Source organism: Paenibacillus sp. FSL R5-0345 (genome assembly GCF_000758585.1).
GTDB lineage: Bacteria > Bacillota > Bacilli > Paenibacillales > Paenibacillaceae > Paenibacillus_AQ.
The window spans coordinates 4383033-4402972 of the sequence record NZ_CP009281.1 but is presented as its reverse complement, the minus strand read 5'-3'; the positions used below and the strand labels follow the sequence as shown (position 1 = coordinate 4402972).

Genomic DNA, 19940 nt, shown 5'->3' with positions numbered 1-19940 from the left:
AGTACTCTAAAGGAGTAATACCCGCAATTGTAGCATCGCGTGGCTATTAATAAATTATTTGCGAATTTATTTAATTGCCGAGAGGAGAATAATAATGACAAAGGCACTAAGCAAGCAAATGTTATTATTGCTTACGATTATGGCTTTAGTTATCACCGGATATGCTCCTTCTACCACGTATGCCAGTGAAGTACATGTTGATAATCCATTTGTAGGGGCTACTGCTTATGTTAATCCTGATTATGCCGCACTGATAGATACCTCTATTGCCCAAGTTACTGACAGCACTTTAATTTCCAAGATGGAGACTGTTAAGAAATATCCAACGGCCGTCTGGCTGGACCGAATTGCTGCCATTTATGGCGGGGCTGAGAACGGAGGCAGAAAAAGTCTTGAGGAAACTTTAGATGCCATCCTTGCGCAAAAGCAACCTAACACGCCGATAACAGCTACATTCGTCATTTACGATATGCCTGGACGGGATTGCCATGCTCTGGCCTCTAATGGTGAGCTGCCACTGACAGCAGCTGGCTTGACCACTTATAAATCTGATTATATTGATGTAATCGCAAGTATTTTTGCAAAGCCTAAATATAGCGATATCCGTATAGTAACCATTGTTGAGCCGGACTCGCTGCCGAATTTGGTGACCAACCTCAGTACACCACAATGTGCTCAGGCTAACTCAACGAATATTTACCGTGATGCTACACGATACACATTAAATGCACTCCATGCCATTCCGAATGTATATACTTACATGGATATTGGACACTCTGGTTGGCTCGGATGGGATACTAATCGTAGCCCCGCAATTGACCTTTTCACTTCGGTTGTGTCTGGCACTACAGCTGGACTTGCTAGTGTCGATGGATTTATTACGAACACAGCGAACACCACTCCGCTTGAAGAGCCTAATCTTCCTGATCCGAATCTTACGATAGGCGGTCAACAGCTTCGTTCAGCAAGCTATTATGAATGGAATCCGTATTTTGATGAAGCCGATTTCACAGCAGCTTTGTATTCTGGTTTTGTAGCAAAAGGCTGGCCTTCCACGATCGGCTTCCTGATAGATACTTCCCGTAATGGGTGGGGTGGATCTAATCGTCCTGATAGTGCGAGCGGAACAACCGTTAATGTATATGCGGATTCCGGTCGGATAGATAAACGCCTTCATCGCGGCAATTGGTGTAATGCCAGCGGTGCTGGCATTGGAGAAGTTCCTCAAGCAGCACCAGCAGGTTATGCAGCTTCGCATCTGGATGCTTTTGTGTGGGTGAAGCCTCCGGGAGAATCTGATGGCTCCAGCAGTGCAATCCCAAATAATGAAGGTAAGGGCTTTGACAGAATGTGTGATCCGACTTATACAAGCTCAAGCGGCACACTGACCGGAGCATTGGCTAATGCACCTGTATCAGGTCACTGGTTCCATGAGCAGTTCGTTCAGCTGGTGCAGAATGCTTACCCTGTGATTCCTTTGAGTAATGGAGGAGGAACTGTAGTTCCAGCAGCTCCGACCAGCTTGGTGGCGACAGCGGGAGATGCCAAAGTAAACCTGAGCTGGAGCGCATCAACAGGTGCGACTAGCTATACAGTGAAACGAGCGACTACAAACGGAGGGCCGTATACAACAGTGGCGGCAGGATTAACAACGACTAGCTACAGCAATACGGGCTTAACAAACGGAACAACCTATTATTATGTTGTAAGCGCAACCAATAGCGTGGGAGAGAGTGCGAATTCTACACCAACGAGTGCGGTCCCTGTAGCGGTAGCAACTGTTCCAGCAGCTCCGACCAGCTTGGTGGCGACAGCGGGAGATGCCAAAGTAAACCTGAGCTGGAGCGCATCGACAGGTGCGACTAGCTATACAGTGAAACGAGCGACTACAAACGGAGGGCCGTATACAACAGTAGCGGCAGGATTAACAACGACTAGCTACAGCAATACGGGCTTAACAAACGGAACAACCTATTATTATGTTGTAAGCGCAACCAACAGTGTGGGAGAGAGCGCGAATTCTACACCAGCGAGTGCCAGTCCGCAAGCACCCGCAGCGGTTAATCTAACGTTGCAGTATCGTGCTGGAGATACGAATGTGACCGACAATCAGATTAAGCCTTATTTCAATATTAAAAATAACGGAACAACCGCTGTGAATTTAAGCGATCTTAAAATTCGTTATTATTTCACCAAAGATAGTAATCAAACGTTGAATGGAGTAATTGACTGGGCGCAAGTCGGGAATAATAACGTTCAGGTCGCATTTGCTAATTACACAGGTACGAACGCAGATACGTACGTTGAACTTTCGTTTACTGCTTCAGCCGGTTCCATTCCAGCTGGAGGCCAATCAGGAGATATTCAACTCAGAATTTACAAATCGGATTGGACTAATTTTAACGAAGCTAATGACTACTCCTTTGATGCTACTACAACGGCTTTTGCTAACTGGGATAAAGTAACGCTTTATCAAAATGATAGCCTCGCTTGGGGCATTGCTCCATAACCGAAGCTGGATGTAATGAAAAGAGCCGCTGGAATAATCCTAGCGGCTCTTTCTGTATTATTTAATTCGTTTCCCCAATAGAATTAGCAGCCATATGATACCGGCTCCTAGTATAGCATGACCGAGACCGGCGATATGCGGTAAGAAGCTAATATCAGTCCCGTTAATTTGCAGCATCCCGCGAGTAGCCATAGCACCGATTGTGATCAGGAGACCAATGTTATAGACAATATACCATGCATTAAATGATTTGGCCTCATGGATATTAAATAACTTGGCTAGAATCAAAGCAATAATAAAGAAAAAGAAGCCCAGTACAAGGATATGAGTATGAAGTGCAACTAAGATGGTGTTTCCTTCGAAATCATTCATTTTGGTAATTTCACGATAAGCAACACCTGCTATCAACCCAAGAATTGCATAGAAAAATGACGTGTAATACAATTTTTTCATGATCATGACTCCTTTGTGTTTATTGTTATATCGAAATAATATCATGGAAATAAGAACGCAATATGAACGAATGATGACATAGTGAATATTTTCACGAAATTGTCAAAAATGAATTTCTAACATGACCCACATAGTTTCTACACAATATTTATCTATAATAATTAATATGATTGAACCCACTGTTCATTGGAGTCAGGGTGTTCGATAGCACGGGAGGATGAATATGAGAAAAGCGGATTGGATCATAGCCATTCTAGTTATGGGAATGGGTCTGATGTGCATGTTGGTCTCAGCAAATTTTTTTCGTATTGATTTTTTCCGTATTATTAAGTAGGAGATGATTTTTTTGAAAAGAGGAGTATTTTCAGTAATCTGTGTAGTTATTCTGTCATTTGGAATTGGGACAGCGGTGTATGCTGCCGGAGTAGGTCCTAGCACTTTTAAAGAAATGTTGCCATTTATGAAAGAAAGACACCCTAACTTAGGTGATTCCGAGCTAGAGCAAATGTATAAGAGCTGCCATCAACAAGAGGGCGTTTATAATACTCGTGGAATGATGTGAGGCAATGTTGATGTAAATCAACTATAATGAACGTTTTTTAACAAGAACCCTTTGTTGCATACAACAAAGGGTTCTTGTTTATCTTAAGTTACGGGGTTTAATGCCCCTTGATACTCATACATTAAATTATCGATAATCTGCTGTACGGACAATATCTCTTTAATCTCGTGAACCCTGGACCCGGCAAAAACCAATCCGTTCTTAACATCTCCTCTAAGGGAAGTTAAGAGGGATTCCATGGTACAGAAGCGGTGCGAACATACCTTTAGACAATTAGAGCATTTGGCTATTTTTAATTTGGCATCATCACTGATACGATCTGTGAATTCATTGCGAATCGCTCTGCCATCTAGCCCCACTGTAGACTTAATTAGAATAGTATCACCTTGTCGAGCATCTACATACTTTTGCTTAAATGACAAAGGAGCATCACATTCATGGCTTGCTACGAAACGAGTCCCCATCTGAACGCCGGAAGCGCCCATTCGAAGGGCTTTTGCGATATCATCTCCGGTCAGAATCCCGCCTGCAGCAATAACCGGTATGGAAACGGCTTCTACAACTTCTGGGAGGATATCAAACATGGATCGTTCAGTGCCTAAATGGCCCCCAGCTTCAAATCCTTCCACGACGACTGCAGAGGCACCAAGTCTTTCGGATATTCTGGCCAATTTGGCGGAAGAAACAATAGACACCACAGGGGTGCCATATTCTTTCCCCCAAGCATAAATATCTCTGGAAATTCCGGCTCCGGAAATAATAAAGTCCACTTTTTCTTCCAAAGCAACCTTCATTTTATCGGCAAAATCCTTCATTGCGAATAGTACGTTCACACCGATATATCCAATCCCTTTAGAGAGCTCTCTTGTTTTGCGAATATGCATTCTCAGTTCATCAGTGGTGATTCCTGTACCGGAAATGGTGCCGATCCCGCCTGCATTGGCTACAGCAGCAGCTAATCCACTTAAGGATATACCTACGCCCATACCACCTTGAATCACAGGAACCTTGGATTTAATATGCCCAAATTGGATTGTTGGCAGCTTCATATACGCACCTCTTTCACAAGTTGTAGATCGTTATACAATGTCTACTGGAGTAACAGCTATAAAGGTATCACAGTTAAATCATTGCAGATGTGACTGTGCGCATGCTCAAACTATGTTAAATATCATGTCCACCTTATTGGAAGGAGAAATATAGAAACCCGTTTATGATACAATAAATAGCAATATCATAAGGAGAGAAGGACAATGTATGGAGTTTGAATATTTACTTCGTGTAGTTGGAGCTGGAATTTGTGGAGTATTAGTAGGATTTGAACGTAAAAGCCGAATGAAAGAAGCGGGAGTTAGGACGCATTTTATTGTAGCTTTAGGTGCTGCACTTATGATGATCATCTCCAAATATGGATTTCAGGATCAAGCTTCTTGGTCCTATGTTAAACTCGATCCCGCACGTATTGCAGCGCAGGTAGTAAGTGGAGTGGGATTCCTTGGCGCAGGAATGATTTTCATGCACAGACACACCGTTAAGGGGCTGACAACTGCTGCGGGGATTTGGGCAACGGCGGGGCTAGGTCTGGCGATTGGTTCAGGGCTTTATATCCTTGGCGGAGGAGCAACGGTTATTATCTTACTCGGGCAAAAGATTTTGCACGGTCGATACAGTTGGCTGGCCTCACCGAAAACCCAACAGATTGTGATCTGTCTGTCTAATACAGAAGGAGCCGTCAGTCGAATCCAAAAGATACTTGAAGAAAAGAACATTACTATACTAAGCTTTCACGCTGAAAATAATAGTCTTGCCTCTGAGTTGAATTTAGAAATTATCGTAAAATATCCTGAATCCTTTAATTCTGTGAATTTGTTATCCCTAATACAAGAAGATGCATCTGTTAAGGCAGTAGATTTTCAATAACGGCTCAAGATGCTCCGTATCAAAGGTTGGTTGCTATAAAAAACTTACTTTTGATGCGGGGCAATTTCCATTTCACTATCAATCCGCGCATGATCCTACCCCTTTTTTTATATTCATATATACAAACCATCTGCTTTGATTGTTTATCTCAAACCTCTTGCTATTCTAATTTATTTTCCCTTTGAAATCAGGTTCTTCCTATTTATAGTTTTCGCACGGTCTATTACGAGATAAGATTTGGTTTTTCGCGTTATGTTTATGTTATGTATTGAATAATATTGTTAAATATTTCACATATTAACCGCTTTCATTTATTTCGAATAAAAAATATGTCATTTATATTGACATACATTCAATGAGCCTTTATTATTAATCCCATCACTGGAGAAACTAAGCTAAAATTAAATCGAATAATACATTATCGTAGCTTAATTGGCAAATTTTTTCTTATTTTTATAGTTTTATCAGCTTGATTAATGCACTGGAGAAAATAATTAGGAGAATGTCTGTGAAAAAGCACGATCAGGATTTTATGAAGCGACAAAACCGATTAACGGTCTTCGAAATCATTAAAAATCAACAGCCGATTTCTCGGGCTTCCATCGCCAAACAAACGGGTATGAGTCCTACGACTGTAAGTCGAATTGTTGGGGAATTAACTGAACAAGGATTTCTACTCGACTCGGATCAGGTATCGTCAGGATTAGGTCGAAAATCAACGTTGCTAGCTATGGTTGACGCTTCTGTGTTGTCAGTTGGGGTTGAATTGGATCGTAGTCTTATGATTGTAGGGATCGTAGATTTGCAAGGCAAGCTGCTCTGCAGCAGGCAATACCCGCGTACACCGGATGAGAGTCCTGACAAGACGCTGGAACGAATTAATGAAGCGATTGAACATCTGACACAGCAGCATGTGATTGACAGAACACGTATCGTCGGTATTGGAGTTGGACTTCCTGGCATTGTAAATAACGAAGAAGGTATCGTCGTCTTCTCGGTTCAGCTTGGATGGAAGAATGTGCCCTTAGCTAAACGTCTAAAGGAACTTACCGGTTTTGAAATTGCTGTAGATAATGAGCTGAAAGTAAGAGCTCTTGCAGAACACCTTAAAGGTGCTGCAGTTGGTTCCATCCGTACCGCACTATTGGGCTTCGGTCAAGGTGTTGGCTCGGCGATGATCCTCGAGGGAGAGATCTACCGCGGGGTGATGAACAGTGCTGGTGAAATTGGGCATACAACAGTGGATCCTAACGGAATGATGTGCGAGTGCGGGAAAGCGGGTTGCTTACAGACCTATATAAATATTAGCTCATTGTTGTCAGAAGCCAATCGGATTCGTCCGATTCGCACGATCGAGGAGTTATTTGAAGCAAAGGATGCAGGAGAGCATTGGGCGGTTCATTTGATCGAACGTGCACTCATGTATATGGCGATTACGATCAACAATGTCGTATGCATGTATAACCCGGATAGTGTGATCTTGAGTGGAGAACTCGTCGACAAATTCCCAGACGTTTATGAAGAAGTCGAGAAGCTCTATCTTTCACGCTTCACTTGGGAACCGCTTCGTGGATCTTTCTCCATTCATCGTTCGATGCTGAATGAGAACGGTGTAATTATCGGATCGGGCCTACTATCGCAGAATCGTTTTTTCGCATTGGATTAATAGAATTACATCGAGGGAGGTTGTACAGATGGGGTTTACAACACTGGTAGAAGAATATCGCGGTGGCTTACTAGAGAATGTGCATTATGGTGCAGTTAGCGTAGTCGATGAGAAAGGTAACATCTTGTACAAAACAGGAAACCCGGAGCATATGACCTATCTTCGGTCAGCTGCTAAGCCGTTCCAAGCTTTACCGGTTATGAAGCGACGGATCGACGAAGTGTATGGTTTGACAAGTAAGGAAGCCTCACTCTTTACTGCTTCGCATCGGGGAGAGGCCTTCCACATTGAAGCACTTGAATCTCTTTTTCAAAAAATGGGATTAAAAGAAGAGGGACTTCATTGCTGTTCTACATATCCATTGAATGAGGAAGCCAAGGCGGAGCGTCATCGGGCGAATGAGCCTACTCGCAAAATCTTTCATAATTGCTCGGGTAAGCATGCCGGGTTAATGGGTCTCAGCAAATATATGGGTTGGGATATAGATACTTATTATGAACCTAACCATCCTGTACAACAGGAGATCCTTGAGACCATGGCCTATATAGCTGAAGTACCGAAGGAATCCATTCCTCAAGGAATTGATGGTTGTGGTCTACCCATTTTCGCACTTCCGCTGCACAAAATCGCTTATTCATATTTAAAGCTAGCCTGTCCTGATTTGATCGAGGATATTGAAATACGCAACGCAGCTGCTGTGACTGCAAAGCTTATGAATGATAATCCGGTGATGATAGCAGATACGAAATTCGTCTGCTCAGAGCTTTTAAAGGATGATAATCTGACGGCCAAGGGCGGGGCTAAAGGTGTATATGGTATTGGTCTTCGTAAGGAACGAATCGGTATATCACTAAAAGTATCCGATGGCTCTGAGCAAGTCTGGCCTTGTATCATCGCATCGATTCTGGAACGTTTAGGCTATAGCAATCAAGCTACAATTGATCGTTTATATGCGCTCGTACCAAATACCATCGTTAATGATGGCGGTACTATTGTAGGCGAACGCCGAGCTGTATTCCAATGGGAAGTTTGATTATCAGGATCGAGAATAATCTTCAAGTCTCATGAATAATCGGACTGGGAGCTTTTCTAATACATCGTTTCTAAAGGGGAGTGTATAACATGAAAGTAAAAGGAAAAGTATGGTCAATGTTCATGCTGCTGCTTATTACAGTAGTAGTGACTGCAGGGTGCGGCAACAAAGCGAACAACGAGGGACAAGGTGGCAATACAGCTGGCGGCACGGAAACTAGCACCCCAACTACAAAAAATGATAAAGACATTGTAATTGCCATCAATTCTAACTTTATTACGCTGGACCCTCATAACGCTAGCGATACACATTCAATAAGCGCTGCCAGAACGATGTACGAAGGTCTAATGGGTTTTGATGAGAATATGAATGTAGTTCCTGTTCTTGCCACAAGCCATTCCATAAGTGATGACGGTTTGGTCTACACGTTCAACTTGCAAGAGAATGTTAAATTCCAAGACGGCACTGACTTTAATGCTGAAGCGGTTAAAGTAAACATCGCCCGTATTCAAGATGAGAAGAATAATCTGAGACTGCGCAAAAGCTTCGCAAAGGTAGCTAAAGTGGAGACTCCTGATGCTAAAACCGTGGTTATTACACTGAGTGAGCCGTACAACGCCTTTTTAAATAAGGTTGCCATGGCGCCGATCATTAGCCCGAAAGCTCTGACAGAAAACGGTGCCGATATTTCAAAAATGCCTGTAGGTACTGGTCCATTTAAGTTCAAAGAGTGGGTACAAGGTGATCGTCTAGTTGTTGAGAAGAATCCGGATTACTGGCAAAAAGACTTGCCGAAAGTGGATAGCATAACCTTCAGACCCGTACCAGAGAATGGATCGCGGATTGCGATGCTAAAAACTGGTGAGGCTGACTTCATTTATCCTATGCCAACCGAGCAAGTATCCGAGGTTGAAGGTCTTGAAGGAATTACTGTAGATACGATCGATTCAACCATTGTTCGTTATGTAACTTTGAATACGATGAAGAAACCTTTCGATGATGTTAAAGTACGTCAAGCCATTAACTATGCTATCAACAAAGATGCTTATATCAAGGTTGTGAAATCGGGTCTCGGCGCTAAGCTTGATTCCACAATGTCCTCCAAAACACAATATTACTCCCAACAAACAGGTTATGACTATGACATTGAAAAAGCTAAACAATTGCTTGCTGAAGCGGGATATCCTGACGGATTCGAAACCGAAATCTGGGGAGAAAACGAATCCGAAACGATGAAGGGTATGCAATTTATTCAACAACAGCTAGCGCTTGTAGGCATTAAGGTAGAAGTGAAGTCTATGGAGGGCGGTACATTGTCCGACCAAATTAACTCTGCGAAAACGCCTGAAGAAGCAAAAATTCAAATGTGGTATGTCAGCTGGTCTCCATCCTCCGGTGATGCAGATGGCGCAACTAGAGGTTTGTTCAGTAGTGAAATGTTCCCACCTGCAGGCTCGAATACAGCTTATTACAAAAATGAAAATGTAGATAAATGGATTGCTGAGGCGAATAAAGCGGTTGATCCTGAAGCGGCTAAATCCATTTATGCCAATATTCAAAAAACAGTATGGGAAGATGCTCCGTGGGCCTTCATGGGCGTTGACCAAATTATTTCTGGCAAAAGATCTTATTTGGAAGGTGTAAAAGTCTTCCCGGACGGTTCCATAAATGTCCTCAATGCAGAAGTAAAATAATGATGTAAAACAAAAGTAAGATTAATATCCCAAGAATTGAACGAGGCCGCTTCTATAGAATGGTAGGAAGCGGCCTCACTAAATCATTTGTCGATACTGAAGGGGGCTTATGAGTTGGGTAGATATGCTTTACAAAGACTCCTCGGGGTTATTCCGCTGTTGTTCATTGTATCGGTACTAGTCTTTTTGTTTATTCACTTAATTCCGGGTGATCCGGCCCGACTTATTGCGGGTAAGGACGCCACACTTGAAGAGATTCATGGTATTCAAGAGCAACTGGGTCTCAATCTGCCCTTGTGGAAACAATACATAAACTACATGGGTGATCTACTAAGTGGTAATCTAGGTAATTCGATCCGTTCAGGGATTCCGGTCACTGATATGCTGGAGAGCAGAATAATGCCTACTTTATGGCTAACATTTCTAAGTATGGCTTGGGCGCTTGTCATTGGTCTTCTAATCGGTGTTATTTCGGCGGTTTACCGCAATAAATGGCCGGATCATTTAGGTACATTGACAGCTATTTCAGGGATGTCTGTTCCTGGATTCTGGTTAGGTTTAGTACTCATTCAAATTTTCTCGGTAGAGCTGGGCTGGTTTCCGACCGGCGGTGTAGATTCCTGGAAATCCTATATTCTTCCTTCCATTACACTTGGAATGGGGATTATGTCGATGTTGGCCCGTTACTCACGGTCATCGATGCTAGAAACGTTACGGGAGGATTATATCCGTACTGGACGTGCGAAAGGCTTACGCGAGTATGTTGTTATTAGCAGGCATGCGCTGCGCAATTCTCTTATACAGGTCGTTACTGTAGCTGGACTTCAATTTGGGTTCTTGCTTGGTGGATCGGTAATGGTTGAGACAGTGTTCAGTATTCCTGGCCTTGGTAGACTGCTGGTGGATTCCATTTTGTTCCGGGATTATACAGTTATTCAAGCTTTGCTGCTGCTGTTTTCAACACAATTTATCCTTATCAATTTAATTGTAGATTTATTGTATGGCGTACTCAATCCGAAAATCAGGTTTTCTCAGTAGCTAGATTGCTACAGAGAAACAATACGATAGTTTTATTTAGGGAGAATTTAGGATTAGGAGGGATATCATGAGCGACAATTCTGCAGTTATGGGAACTAATTCTCCTATACCCGGAGAGGTAATAGCCCCGGAGAAAACGAAAGGCCGCGCGGGTGTTTTTATTCGCAAGTTCAGCAAACAAAAGATGCCTCTATTGGCTGCATTTTTTGTCATATTGCTTTTTTTGATTGCAATATTCGGGCCTTTTCTGACCCCGTATAATCCTGAAGCTACGAATTACGATGCACTAATGGAGGGACCCTCTGCCGCGCACTGGGCAGGAACGGATGAATATGGCCGTGATATTCTAAGCCGTTTAATTGACGGAACAAGGTTGACTTTAGCGGTCAGTCTAAGTTCCGTATTAATTGCGGGTGTACTTGGAACCATTCTTGGTCTTGTCAGTGGATATTATGGCGGTTGGCTGGATCGGATTATTATGCGGGGGAGTGATGTACTGTTCTCATTCCCGGATTTACTGCTTGCCATTGGGATTGTCGCCATACTCGGGCCTGGTTTATCTAACGTTGTCATTGCCGTTGCAGTCTTCGGCACACCATCGTTTGCCCGAATTATTAGGAGCGTTACATTGTCTGCGAAGGAAACATTGTTTGTTGAAGCCGCCCGTTCTATGGGTGCGAAGAATCGCCGAATTATTTGGAGACATATTTTTCCGGAAACAGTTCCTAGCATTATTGTTAATCTATCCATGAAGATTGGCGGGGCAATCTTGGCCGCTGCGTCACTGAGCTTTCTAGGCATGGGCGCGAAGCCAACAGAGCCCGATTGGGGCGCGATGCTAAGTATGGGCCGTGATTATTTAAGTATCGCTCCGCATATCGTGTATTTTCCGGGGATCGCTATCTTTTTGACTGTACTTGCATTTAACCTGGTCGGGGACGGACTGCGCGATGCTCTTGATCCCAAAATGAAAAACTAAGGAGGGACAAGACATGACTCAAAATTTGCTGGAAGTACAAGGGCTGAAAACGGAGTTCAAACGCGGCGATGGAAGTATAACGGCCGTTGCAGGTGTTGACTTTGTGATTAAGAAAGGTGAAGTGCTGGGTCTAGTTGGAGAATCCGGCTGTGGCAAAAGTGTAACCTCACTGTCCATTATGCGGCTGCTTAAGGATACGCCAGGTAGAATCTCCGGTGGCTCTGTTCGCTTTGAGGGGACTGATCTGACGAAAGTAACGGATAAAGAGATGCGTCAGATCCGTGGAAATGATATGGCGATGATTTTTCAGGAGCCGATGACTTCGCTTAATCCTGTGCTGAAGATTGGTTTGCAATTGATGGAGCCGATCATGCTGCATTTGGGCTATGGCCGGAAGAAAGCTCGTGAGCATGCCATTCATATGTTGCGTCTTGTGGGTATCCCACGTGCGGAAGAATTGGTGGATGATTATCCGCATCAGCTCTCTGGTGGTATGAGGCAGCGTGTCATGATTGCGATGGCGATGTCTTGTCACCCGAAGCTGCTGATTGCAGATGAACCGACAACGGCGCTGGATGTAACGATTCAAGCACAGATCCTTGATCTAATGAAGCATCTGAAAGAAGAACAGGATATGGGAATGCTGCTCATTACCCATGACCTTGGGGTAGTAGCCGAACTATGCGACCGTGTAGTTGTTATGTATGCTGGTCGTGTAGTAGAAGAAGCTTCCGTACAAGAACTCTTTGCAAGACCGCAGCATCCATATACGAAGGGATTAATTCAATCCGTTCCGAAGCTGCGCCAGAATGTACGCCGTTTGGACTCTATTAAAGGAAATGTACCTGACCTTTCACAAATGCCAGCAGGTTGTAAATTTGCCCCACGCTGCGAGTTTGTCACAGAGCGTTGTCTCACGCAGGAGCCTGAGTTACTTCCGATTGAGGGACTTGAGCGAAAGAGTCGTTGTTGGCTTACACAGCAGGAGAACATGGAAGGAGGGGGACGTTTGTGAAGGAGACTCCACTAATTGAAGTTAAAAGCCTGAAGAAGTTTTTTTCAGTGAAGAAGGGCTTTTTCGGAACTACAAGATATTTGCACGCAGTTGATGGGATCTCATTCGCTATACGTAAAGGAGAAACGTTCAGCCTTGTGGGTGAGAGTGGCTGTGGTAAATCCACTACAGGTAGACTTGTGACTCGCTTGCTGGAACCAAATGACGGTGAAGTGTGGTTTAAGGGTCAAAATATTAGCCATATTTCAGACAATCAAATGCGGCCTATTCGTAAAGATATGCAGATGGTGTTCCAAGATCCCTATGCTTCACTTAATCCACGGATGAAGGTGAAGGATCTTGTCGCTGAACCGCTGCTCATTCATACAAAGCTATCCTCCAAAGAACGGGATAAACTAGCATGTGAGCTGCTAGAGACAGTAGGACTGAACAGTTTCCATGCCGAGCGCTTCGCTTTTGAATTCAGCGGTGGACAGCGCCAACGGATTGGAATCGCCCGAGCATTGTCTGTTCGACCAAGCTTAATCGTGGCGGATGAGCCCGTGTCTGCACTGGATGTATCGATTCAGTCACAAGTGCTGAATCTATTGCAGGATCTGCAGGAAGAGTATGGTCTGACCTATTTATTCATTTCTCATGATCTAAGTGTTGTTGAACATATCAGTGATCGAATCGGTGTCATGTATCTTGGTTCCCTCGTAGAGACGGCGGATAAAGATACTTTGTATGATCGTCCAATGCATCCTTACACGCAAGCGTTGCTATCTTCTGTACCTGTACCCGATCCTACCTTAAAGAAGGAACGCATTATTCTGAAGGGAGATCTCCCAAGTCCGGTTGATCCACCGTCGGGATGCCGTTTTCATACAAGATGTCCTTCCTGTATGGAAATCTGTAAGCAGCATGTACCAATATTCCGAGAAGTTGAACCAGGTCATGAGGTTGCGTGCCATTTATTTGATGAAGAAATGCTGAAATTAGAGCGATAACGGAAATTGTGAGATAACTTTACGGAAAAGAAGGGACAGCGATGAATATCTTATTCGATTCCGCTAACGTGGCGGATACTATTGTCTATTTAGCTTATGACGAGGAGTCATTTCCTTTTAAACTGGGAGCGGCTCACAAACAGTGCAGCAGTGTGACTTGGTTACATGCCCGCACTGAGGAAGAGTCTGACGTATTAGCGGTAGGCATGGGAAAGCGCAAGGATATTACGCTTGAGAAGATTCGCCGAGCAGGAGGAGCTGCTGCTCGTTCTATCTTGAAAGAAAGACGCAGTAGTGCTTCACTAGTGAGATTAGCCTCTGAGGCTGTAAATAGGAACAGTGATATTTCTGCTGCTGATGAATTACAAGCTTGGATGGAAGGCTGGATTCTCGGGTTGTACCGTTTCCAAACTTATCGCGGAACGACCAAGGTTGAAGGCTCTGTTGATTTACAGCTTCAATCCTTAGATTGGCCTGAACTGTCTTCTGTTGAAATAGAAGCTGTACGGGTTTCTGCACAGATACGTGCTGAAGGAGCAATCGTTGCTCGTGATCTTGTGAATGAAGTGCCCGGGACACTAAACCCTGATCGTTTCGCGGAATGGATGGCTGAATTTTTTGACCGTGATGATGCTGCATTAAAAGTTCATATCTATCGAGGGCAGGAGCTTGTGGATCTTCAGATGAATGGACTGATCTCTGTTGGAGCAGGGAGCAAGCATTCTCCAGCTCTGGTTGAAATTCGTTACGAGAGCAACCCTGAATTACCGATGTTAGCACTGGTAGGTAAAGGTGTAACCTTTGACTTAGGTGGCATGAACGTGAAGACAGCCAGTGATATTAGCGATGCACGCATGGATATGGGCGGTGCGGCTGCTGTAATTGGGGCTATGGATATTTTGATACGGAAGCGTGCCAATGTAAATGTGACTGCACTTATTCCGGTTGTTGATAATGTGCCGGATGCTGAGGCGATGTTGCCTTCATCTGTTATCCGCTACCCTAACGGGTTAACCGTTCAGGTTGCAAATACAGATGGTGAGGGTCGACTTATCATAGCGGATGCGCTTATTCATGCCGCGAATATCGGAGCGAACCAAGCGATCGATATCGCTACCCTAACTGGAAATGTCGGTGCGGCGCTGGGATTAGGTATCGCAGGTATATGGGGCGATGCTGATATAACGCAGAGCCTGGTAGAGATTGGTGAGCGAAATGGGGAACGCTTGTGGCCCATGCCGCTAATGGATGAATATGAAGCAGATTTGCGGAGTAATTACGCTGATCTGCGCAATGTTAGTACGTCCCCATTTGCAGGTGCGATAACAGCAGCCCTATTTATTCGGCGCTTTGTAGCAGAGTCGATGAGCTGGGTTCATATTGATATGGCAGGGACGGTACAGTACAAGCAGGATGTGGGGTATTCAGAAGCTGGAGCGACGGGATATGGTGCACGCCTGCTCGCCGATTATGTCATGAAGCAAATACATCAATAACAACTGGAAGAGTGGGGGGAAGTTATGAGATTGGAAGTCATCGCTACTTGTATGGATGATGCTCTGACGGCTGAGGCGAATGGGGCAGATCGCCTTGAGCTCATTACTGCCATTACAGAAGGTGGATTAACACCGGGAATAGGATTGGTGGAGCAAGTAGCCAAATCGGTTCGTATTCCTGTCTTTGTTATGATCCGTCCACACAGTAGATCATTTAACTATTCCAAGTATGATATTTTGACTATGGCCTCAGAAATCAGACAGATTGCAGCCAGCGGTGCGTCGGGGGTTGTTCTCGGCGCACTAACAGAGGAAGGAACGATCGATGAGCGAGCGCTTGAAACATTATTACCGTTGACAGATGGCTTACAAGTAACCTTCCATCGTGCTTTTGATGAGCTGGAGGATCAAATTGCAGGTTATCGAACGCTTTGTAATTATCCGCAAATCACACGTATTCTTACCTCTGCTGGACCTGGTCCAGCACCTGATGCCATTCCCGCTATGCGTAGGCTAGTAGAGGAATCTAGAGGTAGTTCGATTAATATATTGGCTGGAAGCGGTCTGAAGCCAGAAGGTATTACATCCTTTATTCAACAGACAGGAGTCACGGAAGTACATTTTGGATCGGCTGTTCGTTATGGCAAAGACGCTTTGTCTCCAATCGATCCAGTAGCCCTGCGGGCGTTAGCTGAGAATATTCATTCTAACGGCTAATATTTGATGGTGAAAAGGTGAATGGTTATGCATAAGGTAGATAGTTACGTAGTTGGAATTGATTTAGGTGGGACAAAAATTGCCGCAGCATTATTCGATTCAAAAGGTGTTTTGTTGAATCGAGAGTTGATGGAGACGGCCGGAGCACGCACTGCGGAAGAGGTAGTACAGCGAATGATCGGAATGATACGTTCCGTTTCTGAAGGACGACCGCTAATTGGGGTTGGACTTGCTTCTCCCGGAGCAGTGAACAGCCAGGATGGAATTGTTATTCACGGTACCAATCTTCCTGAATGGGACAATGTTCCACTGAAGCGTTGGATGGAGTCAGAACTTGGTGTTGAAGTGAAAGTGGTAAACGATGCGAATGCTGCAGCTTGGGGCGAGTATGTAAGAGGAGCTGGCAAAGGTTCAAACAACATGGTATATGTTACCTTCAGCACAGGAATTGGAGCTGGCATTGTCATGGATGGTGAGCTATTGCTCGGCACGAACTCATTTGCAGGAGAACTCGGTCATAATATTATTGACCCGAGCGGAACGGAATGTAGCTGTGGAAGATATGGATGCTGGGAAGTATTTGCTTCGGGTACAGCGATTCGGGACATGGCACTGCGGAGGATGGAGAGCGGAACGTCGATGATTACAGAGCTGGCTAATAGAAGTGGTGAAAAGATTAATTCTCGACACGTCTTCGAAGCGATGGCACTAAAAGATCCGGTAGCTGTCGAGGTGATTGAGCGAACAATTCATTATATGGCGATTGGATTAGCTAACGCGGTACATACGTTTAATCCAGATCGCATTGTAATTGGTGGAGGCGTAAGCAAAGCTGGTGAACTACTGTTTCCGGCGCTGAGAGAGAAAACAGAGGAACTTGTCATGAAGCCGTATAAAGGAACTTATACTATTGAGTCAGCAGGTCTGAGGGATGATGTAGGTCTTATAGGCGCTGCGGCATTATTTCATACCGTCTAGATGATGGTAACTGTTTATCAAAGCTATCGAAAACGGAGGGGCTGAAGAGAGATGGGTACAAGAGAAGAAAGAACGAGATGGTTCTTGCAGGATAGATTCGGCATGTTCATTCATTGGGGATTATATTCAATTCCTGCACGAGGTGAGTGGATACGTGGGAACGAGCGAATGAGTAGAGAGCACTACATGACGTATTTCGATGAATTTGACGCATCTCGATATGACCCGAAGAAGTGGGCCAGCGCAGCAAAAGCAGCGGGGCAGAAGTATGCGGTTCTTACGACCAAGCACCACGACGGATTCTGCTTGTTTGATAGTAAGCTAACTGATTTCAAGGCGACTAACACGCCCGCTGGACGTGATCTTGTACGAGAATATGTAGACGCTTTCCGGGCAGAGGGTATTGCTGTAGGTTTGTACTACTCTATTATTGATTGGCATCATGATGATTACCCTGGATATGGTGATAAAGCGCATCCGGATCGGGACAATGAAGCGGCCAAAGACAAGCCGATTGATTTTGATAGATATTTGGAGTATATGCATGGACAAGTGAAGGAACTGTTGACGAATTACGGCAAAATCGACATCATGTGGTTTGACTTCTCCTACGATAATATGACCGGAGAGAAATGGAAAGCAACGGAGCTAATCCGTATGATTCGCTCTATCCAGCCGGATATTATTATCGACAATCGTTTGGGTGGGAATATCCGCGCGGCCGAGCCAGAAGAATATGCTGGAGATTTCTTCTCTCCAGAGCAAATCATTCCTCCTGGCGGCATCGTTGACGTGAATGGTCAATCGATCCCTTGGGAAGCATGTATTACGCTAAACGATAACTGGGGTTATCATTCCGAAGATAAAAATTATAAATCAACCCAGCAGGTCATTCGCTCGATGGTTGAATGTATCAGTAAGAACGGTAACCTGCTTCTTAACATTGGTCCAGATGCCAAAGGTGAAATGACAAGGGAATCGCTTGTCATCCTTGATGAAGTGGGCGAGTGGATGCGTCTGAACGGTGATAGTATTTATGGCTGCGGTAGTTCTTTGCTTGCTAAGCCGGAGTGGGGCCGTTATACGCAAAAAGGGAATAAGTTGTATGCACATGTCTACGATCGTGGAATTGGTCCGATCTATTTCCAAGGCTTGAAGGGGAAGATTAAGAAGGCTAGATTACTACGAGATGGCACCGAATTGAAGGTAGAAGCACCTTGGATGGCTGAAGAATATTCAGATGTTAACGGTGGAGCGTTTATTACATTAAAAGGGGCCAAACTGCCCGACGAAATGGATACGGTTATTGAGCTAGAACTTTTTAATTAATACAGATAGAGTGTCCCAAAAGTCATGAATGGCTGCTGGGGCACTCTATTGTCTTTCGATATCGGACCTGATAGACCCCATTAACGTCATTTGAGTCCAAAACTATTAGTGGAGGATGATACTGTTAAAAAAGGAGTCTAATGTCTACAATCACCGAGCAGTGATATTGCATTAATAGATAAAATATTAAATTCTAGCCTTACGGAAGCCTTCGTATATATTAAGAGCTGCAACTAAAATGAACAAGGAAATTCCACCGCCGACTAGCCCGGTTTTAAATTGATTCGTCGTAATGTTAAATAGATCAGACATATACGTTATGAATTCTTGGTTGAATACATTTGGATTCCGTAGGATGATAGCGAATACAATGATCACAAGGAGCTCGAGAGCTGTAGCACATAATGCCAATCCCTTTGTCCATTGTTTCTTAATTAATTTATAAATAGCTAATGCGGCTTCAAATCCGATCACTACAAGAACAATAGGCCAATACTGAAGTAATACATCCTGATTAAAAACGGGTGCGACAAAATCAAGTACACCTGTACCCCCTTTATATACACCGATCAAATGCTCAGCATTAAAATATAAGGTAGCCCATATCGCAATCCAGAAAAAACTACTGAATACTTCAAAATTCTTAATCGCTTTTTTCTTATGAATAGGAGTGATGTCCTTCAAATCATCAGGTGTCCATTTGCTCATTTTTGTTGTGAAGGGGTGTTTCTCTTTTCCGTTATCCGTTCGTTCGATGATAGCAAAAACTATAGTTATCCAAAAAAAGACTTGGATTCCTACCTCAAGGATACTAGCAATACCTTTGCTTATAACAGTCGTAACAATCCCCGCCACTGATTGATCGCCGCTATACCCGATCAGATATTCGGCAGTCATCGCGATTAAAGAAACCACTACAGCAATCGGTATTATCATTTTTAATAAGGTAAGATATAACTCATAATAACGTGGTCCGATGAGATGCATGGGCTGGTCGCGATATTCACTGGCTAATACTGCAGGATTCCCCAACTTAGCAAGTACAGCCTTGACCTCTTGTTCATCAGGATCATCCGGTAACATATCCTCTATGGTTGATCGTAATTCGAGAGCGATATCCTCCCGAGTTTGTTCTGGTAGCCTCCGAGTCACTTCATGGATGTAAATCTCAATCAGCTTCATGGTCATCCTCCCCTTGTAATAGGCCGTAGAGTTCTTTCGAATTCTTAAGCCATTCTTCCTTTAGCTGCAAAAAAATTTCTACGCCATAGTCACTTAAGACATAATACTTACGGGGTCTGCTCTCGGATGTGTCCCAGCTACTCGTCACTAGTTCCTGTTTCTCTAATCGGCGAAGCAATGGATACAAGGTGCTTTGATCAATAGCGATGCTGGATTCCTCCAGTAATTGAACGAGCGAGTATCCATACTGTGGTGTTCGTAATTGACTTAAAACAGCTAGTGTTAACGTACCTCTCCTAAGCTCTGTAATTAAGGAGTTTAATAAAGTACTCATTCACCCACCTCATTATATTTCTCATTTAAATACTTGCCGCCATTGT

Annotated in this window: 18 protein-coding genes; 14 read left to right on the top strand and 4 right to left on the bottom strand. The window is 44.0% G+C overall.

What is annotated here, in order from left to right:
* The first annotated feature begins 118 nt into the window (after positions 1-118).
* Positions 119-2509, top strand: a complete 2391-nt coding sequence (locus R50345_RS19560) for a glycoside hydrolase family 6 protein (protein WP_442950210.1) — start codon at positions 119-121, stop codon at positions 2507-2509.
* Positions 2510-2566: 57 nt separating this feature from the next.
* On the opposite strand, the gene R50345_RS19555 is transcribed toward R50345_RS19560, so the two are convergent.
* Positions 2567-2962, bottom strand: a complete 396-nt coding sequence (locus R50345_RS19555; RefSeq protein ID WP_042129343.1) for a DUF2871 domain-containing protein — start codon at positions 2960-2962, stop codon at positions 2567-2569.
* A gap of 346 nt (positions 2963-3308) precedes the next feature.
* Here R50345_RS19555 and R50345_RS19550 point away from each other — a divergent pair, with 346 nt between their 5' ends.
* Positions 3309-3524, top strand: a complete 216-nt coding sequence (locus R50345_RS19550; RefSeq protein ID WP_231573828.1) for a hypothetical protein — start codon at positions 3309-3311, stop codon at positions 3522-3524.
* Between the two features lie 83 nt (positions 3525-3607).
* On the opposite strand, the gene R50345_RS19545 is transcribed toward R50345_RS19550, so the two are convergent.
* The gene (locus tag R50345_RS19545) at positions 3608-4573 is read right to left on the bottom strand and encodes an NAD(P)H-dependent flavin oxidoreductase (RefSeq protein ID WP_042129339.1); all 966 of its coding nucleotides are present in this window, start codon (positions 4571-4573) and stop codon (positions 3608-3610) included.
* Between the two features lie 208 nt (positions 4574-4781).
* Here R50345_RS19545 and R50345_RS19540 point away from each other — a divergent pair, with 208 nt between their 5' ends.
* The 12 genes from R50345_RS19540 (at position 4782) to R50345_RS19485 (ending at position 18378) form a co-directional block, all read left to right on the top strand.
* Positions 4782-5444: an MgtC/SapB family protein gene (locus R50345_RS19540; protein WP_042129338.1), complete on the top strand. Its 663-nt coding sequence runs from the start codon at positions 4782-4784 to the stop codon at positions 5442-5444.
* 508 nt (positions 5445-5952) lie between these two features.
* Positions 5953-7110 carry an ROK family transcriptional regulator gene (locus tag R50345_RS19535; RefSeq protein WP_042129336.1) on the top strand — a complete coding sequence of 386 codons (1158 nt, stop codon included), beginning with the start codon at positions 5953-5955 and terminating at the stop codon, positions 7108-7110.
* Positions 7111-7138: 28 nt separating this feature from the next.
* Positions 7139-8143, top strand: coding sequence for an asparaginase (locus R50345_RS19530; RefSeq protein WP_042129334.1), 1005 nt, complete (start codon positions 7139-7141; stop codon positions 8141-8143).
* A gap of 89 nt (positions 8144-8232) precedes the next feature.
* Positions 8233-9837 carry a glutathione ABC transporter substrate-binding protein gene (locus tag R50345_RS19525; RefSeq protein ID WP_042129332.1) on the top strand — a complete coding sequence of 535 codons (1605 nt, stop codon included), beginning with the start codon at positions 8233-8235 and terminating at the stop codon, positions 9835-9837.
* A 114-nt stretch (positions 9838-9951) separates the two neighbouring features.
* Positions 9952-10875, top strand: coding sequence for an ABC transporter permease subunit (locus R50345_RS19520; RefSeq protein WP_042129331.1), 924 nt, complete (start codon positions 9952-9954; stop codon positions 10873-10875).
* 67 nt (positions 10876-10942) lie between these two features.
* The gene (locus tag R50345_RS19515; RefSeq protein WP_042129329.1) at positions 10943-11854 is read left to right on the top strand and encodes an ABC transporter permease; all 912 of its coding nucleotides are present in this window, start codon (positions 10943-10945) and stop codon (positions 11852-11854) included.
* A gap of 13 nt (positions 11855-11867) precedes the next feature.
* The gene (locus tag R50345_RS19510) at positions 11868-12869 is read left to right on the top strand and encodes an ABC transporter ATP-binding protein (RefSeq protein WP_042129327.1); all 1002 of its coding nucleotides are present in this window, start codon (positions 11868-11870) and stop codon (positions 12867-12869) included.
* A complete protein-coding gene (locus tag R50345_RS19505) occupies positions 12866-13858 on the top strand; it encodes an ABC transporter ATP-binding protein (protein ID WP_042129325.1) in 993 nt (330 codons plus the stop codon). Before R50345_RS19510 ends, R50345_RS19505 begins: the two co-directional genes overlap by 4 nt.
* 41 nt (positions 13859-13899) lie before the next feature.
* Positions 13900-15354: a leucyl aminopeptidase family protein gene (locus R50345_RS19500; protein ID WP_042129323.1), complete on the top strand. Its 1455-nt coding sequence runs from the start codon at positions 13900-13902 to the stop codon at positions 15352-15354.
* A 24-nt stretch (positions 15355-15378) separates the two neighbouring features.
* Positions 15379-16071: a copper homeostasis protein CutC gene (locus tag R50345_RS19495; RefSeq protein ID WP_042129321.1), complete on the top strand. Its 693-nt coding sequence runs from the start codon at positions 15379-15381 to the stop codon at positions 16069-16071.
* A gap of 27 nt (positions 16072-16098) precedes the next feature.
* Positions 16099-17049 carry an ROK family protein gene (locus tag R50345_RS19490; protein WP_156114832.1) on the top strand — a complete coding sequence of 317 codons (951 nt, stop codon included), beginning with the start codon at positions 16099-16101 and terminating at the stop codon, positions 17047-17049.
* A gap of 51 nt (positions 17050-17100) precedes the next feature.
* Positions 17101-18378 (top strand): alpha-L-fucosidase, encoded by a 1278-nt coding sequence (locus R50345_RS19485; RefSeq protein WP_042129318.1) that lies wholly within the window; start codon positions 17101-17103, stop codon positions 18376-18378.
* Between the two features lie 186 nt (positions 18379-18564).
* Here R50345_RS19485 and R50345_RS19480 read toward each other — a convergent pair whose 3' ends face one another.
* Both R50345_RS19480 and R50345_RS19475 read right to left on the bottom strand, forming a co-directional pair.
* Positions 18565-19560, bottom strand: a complete 996-nt coding sequence (locus R50345_RS19480) for an HAAS signaling domain-containing protein (RefSeq protein WP_042129316.1) — start codon at positions 19558-19560, stop codon at positions 18565-18567.
* A complete protein-coding gene (locus R50345_RS19475) occupies positions 19547-19894 on the bottom strand; it encodes a PadR family transcriptional regulator (RefSeq protein ID WP_042129314.1) in 348 nt (115 codons plus the stop codon). Before R50345_RS19475 ends, R50345_RS19480 begins: the two co-directional genes overlap by 14 nt.
* Positions 19895-19940 lie beyond the last annotated feature (46 nt).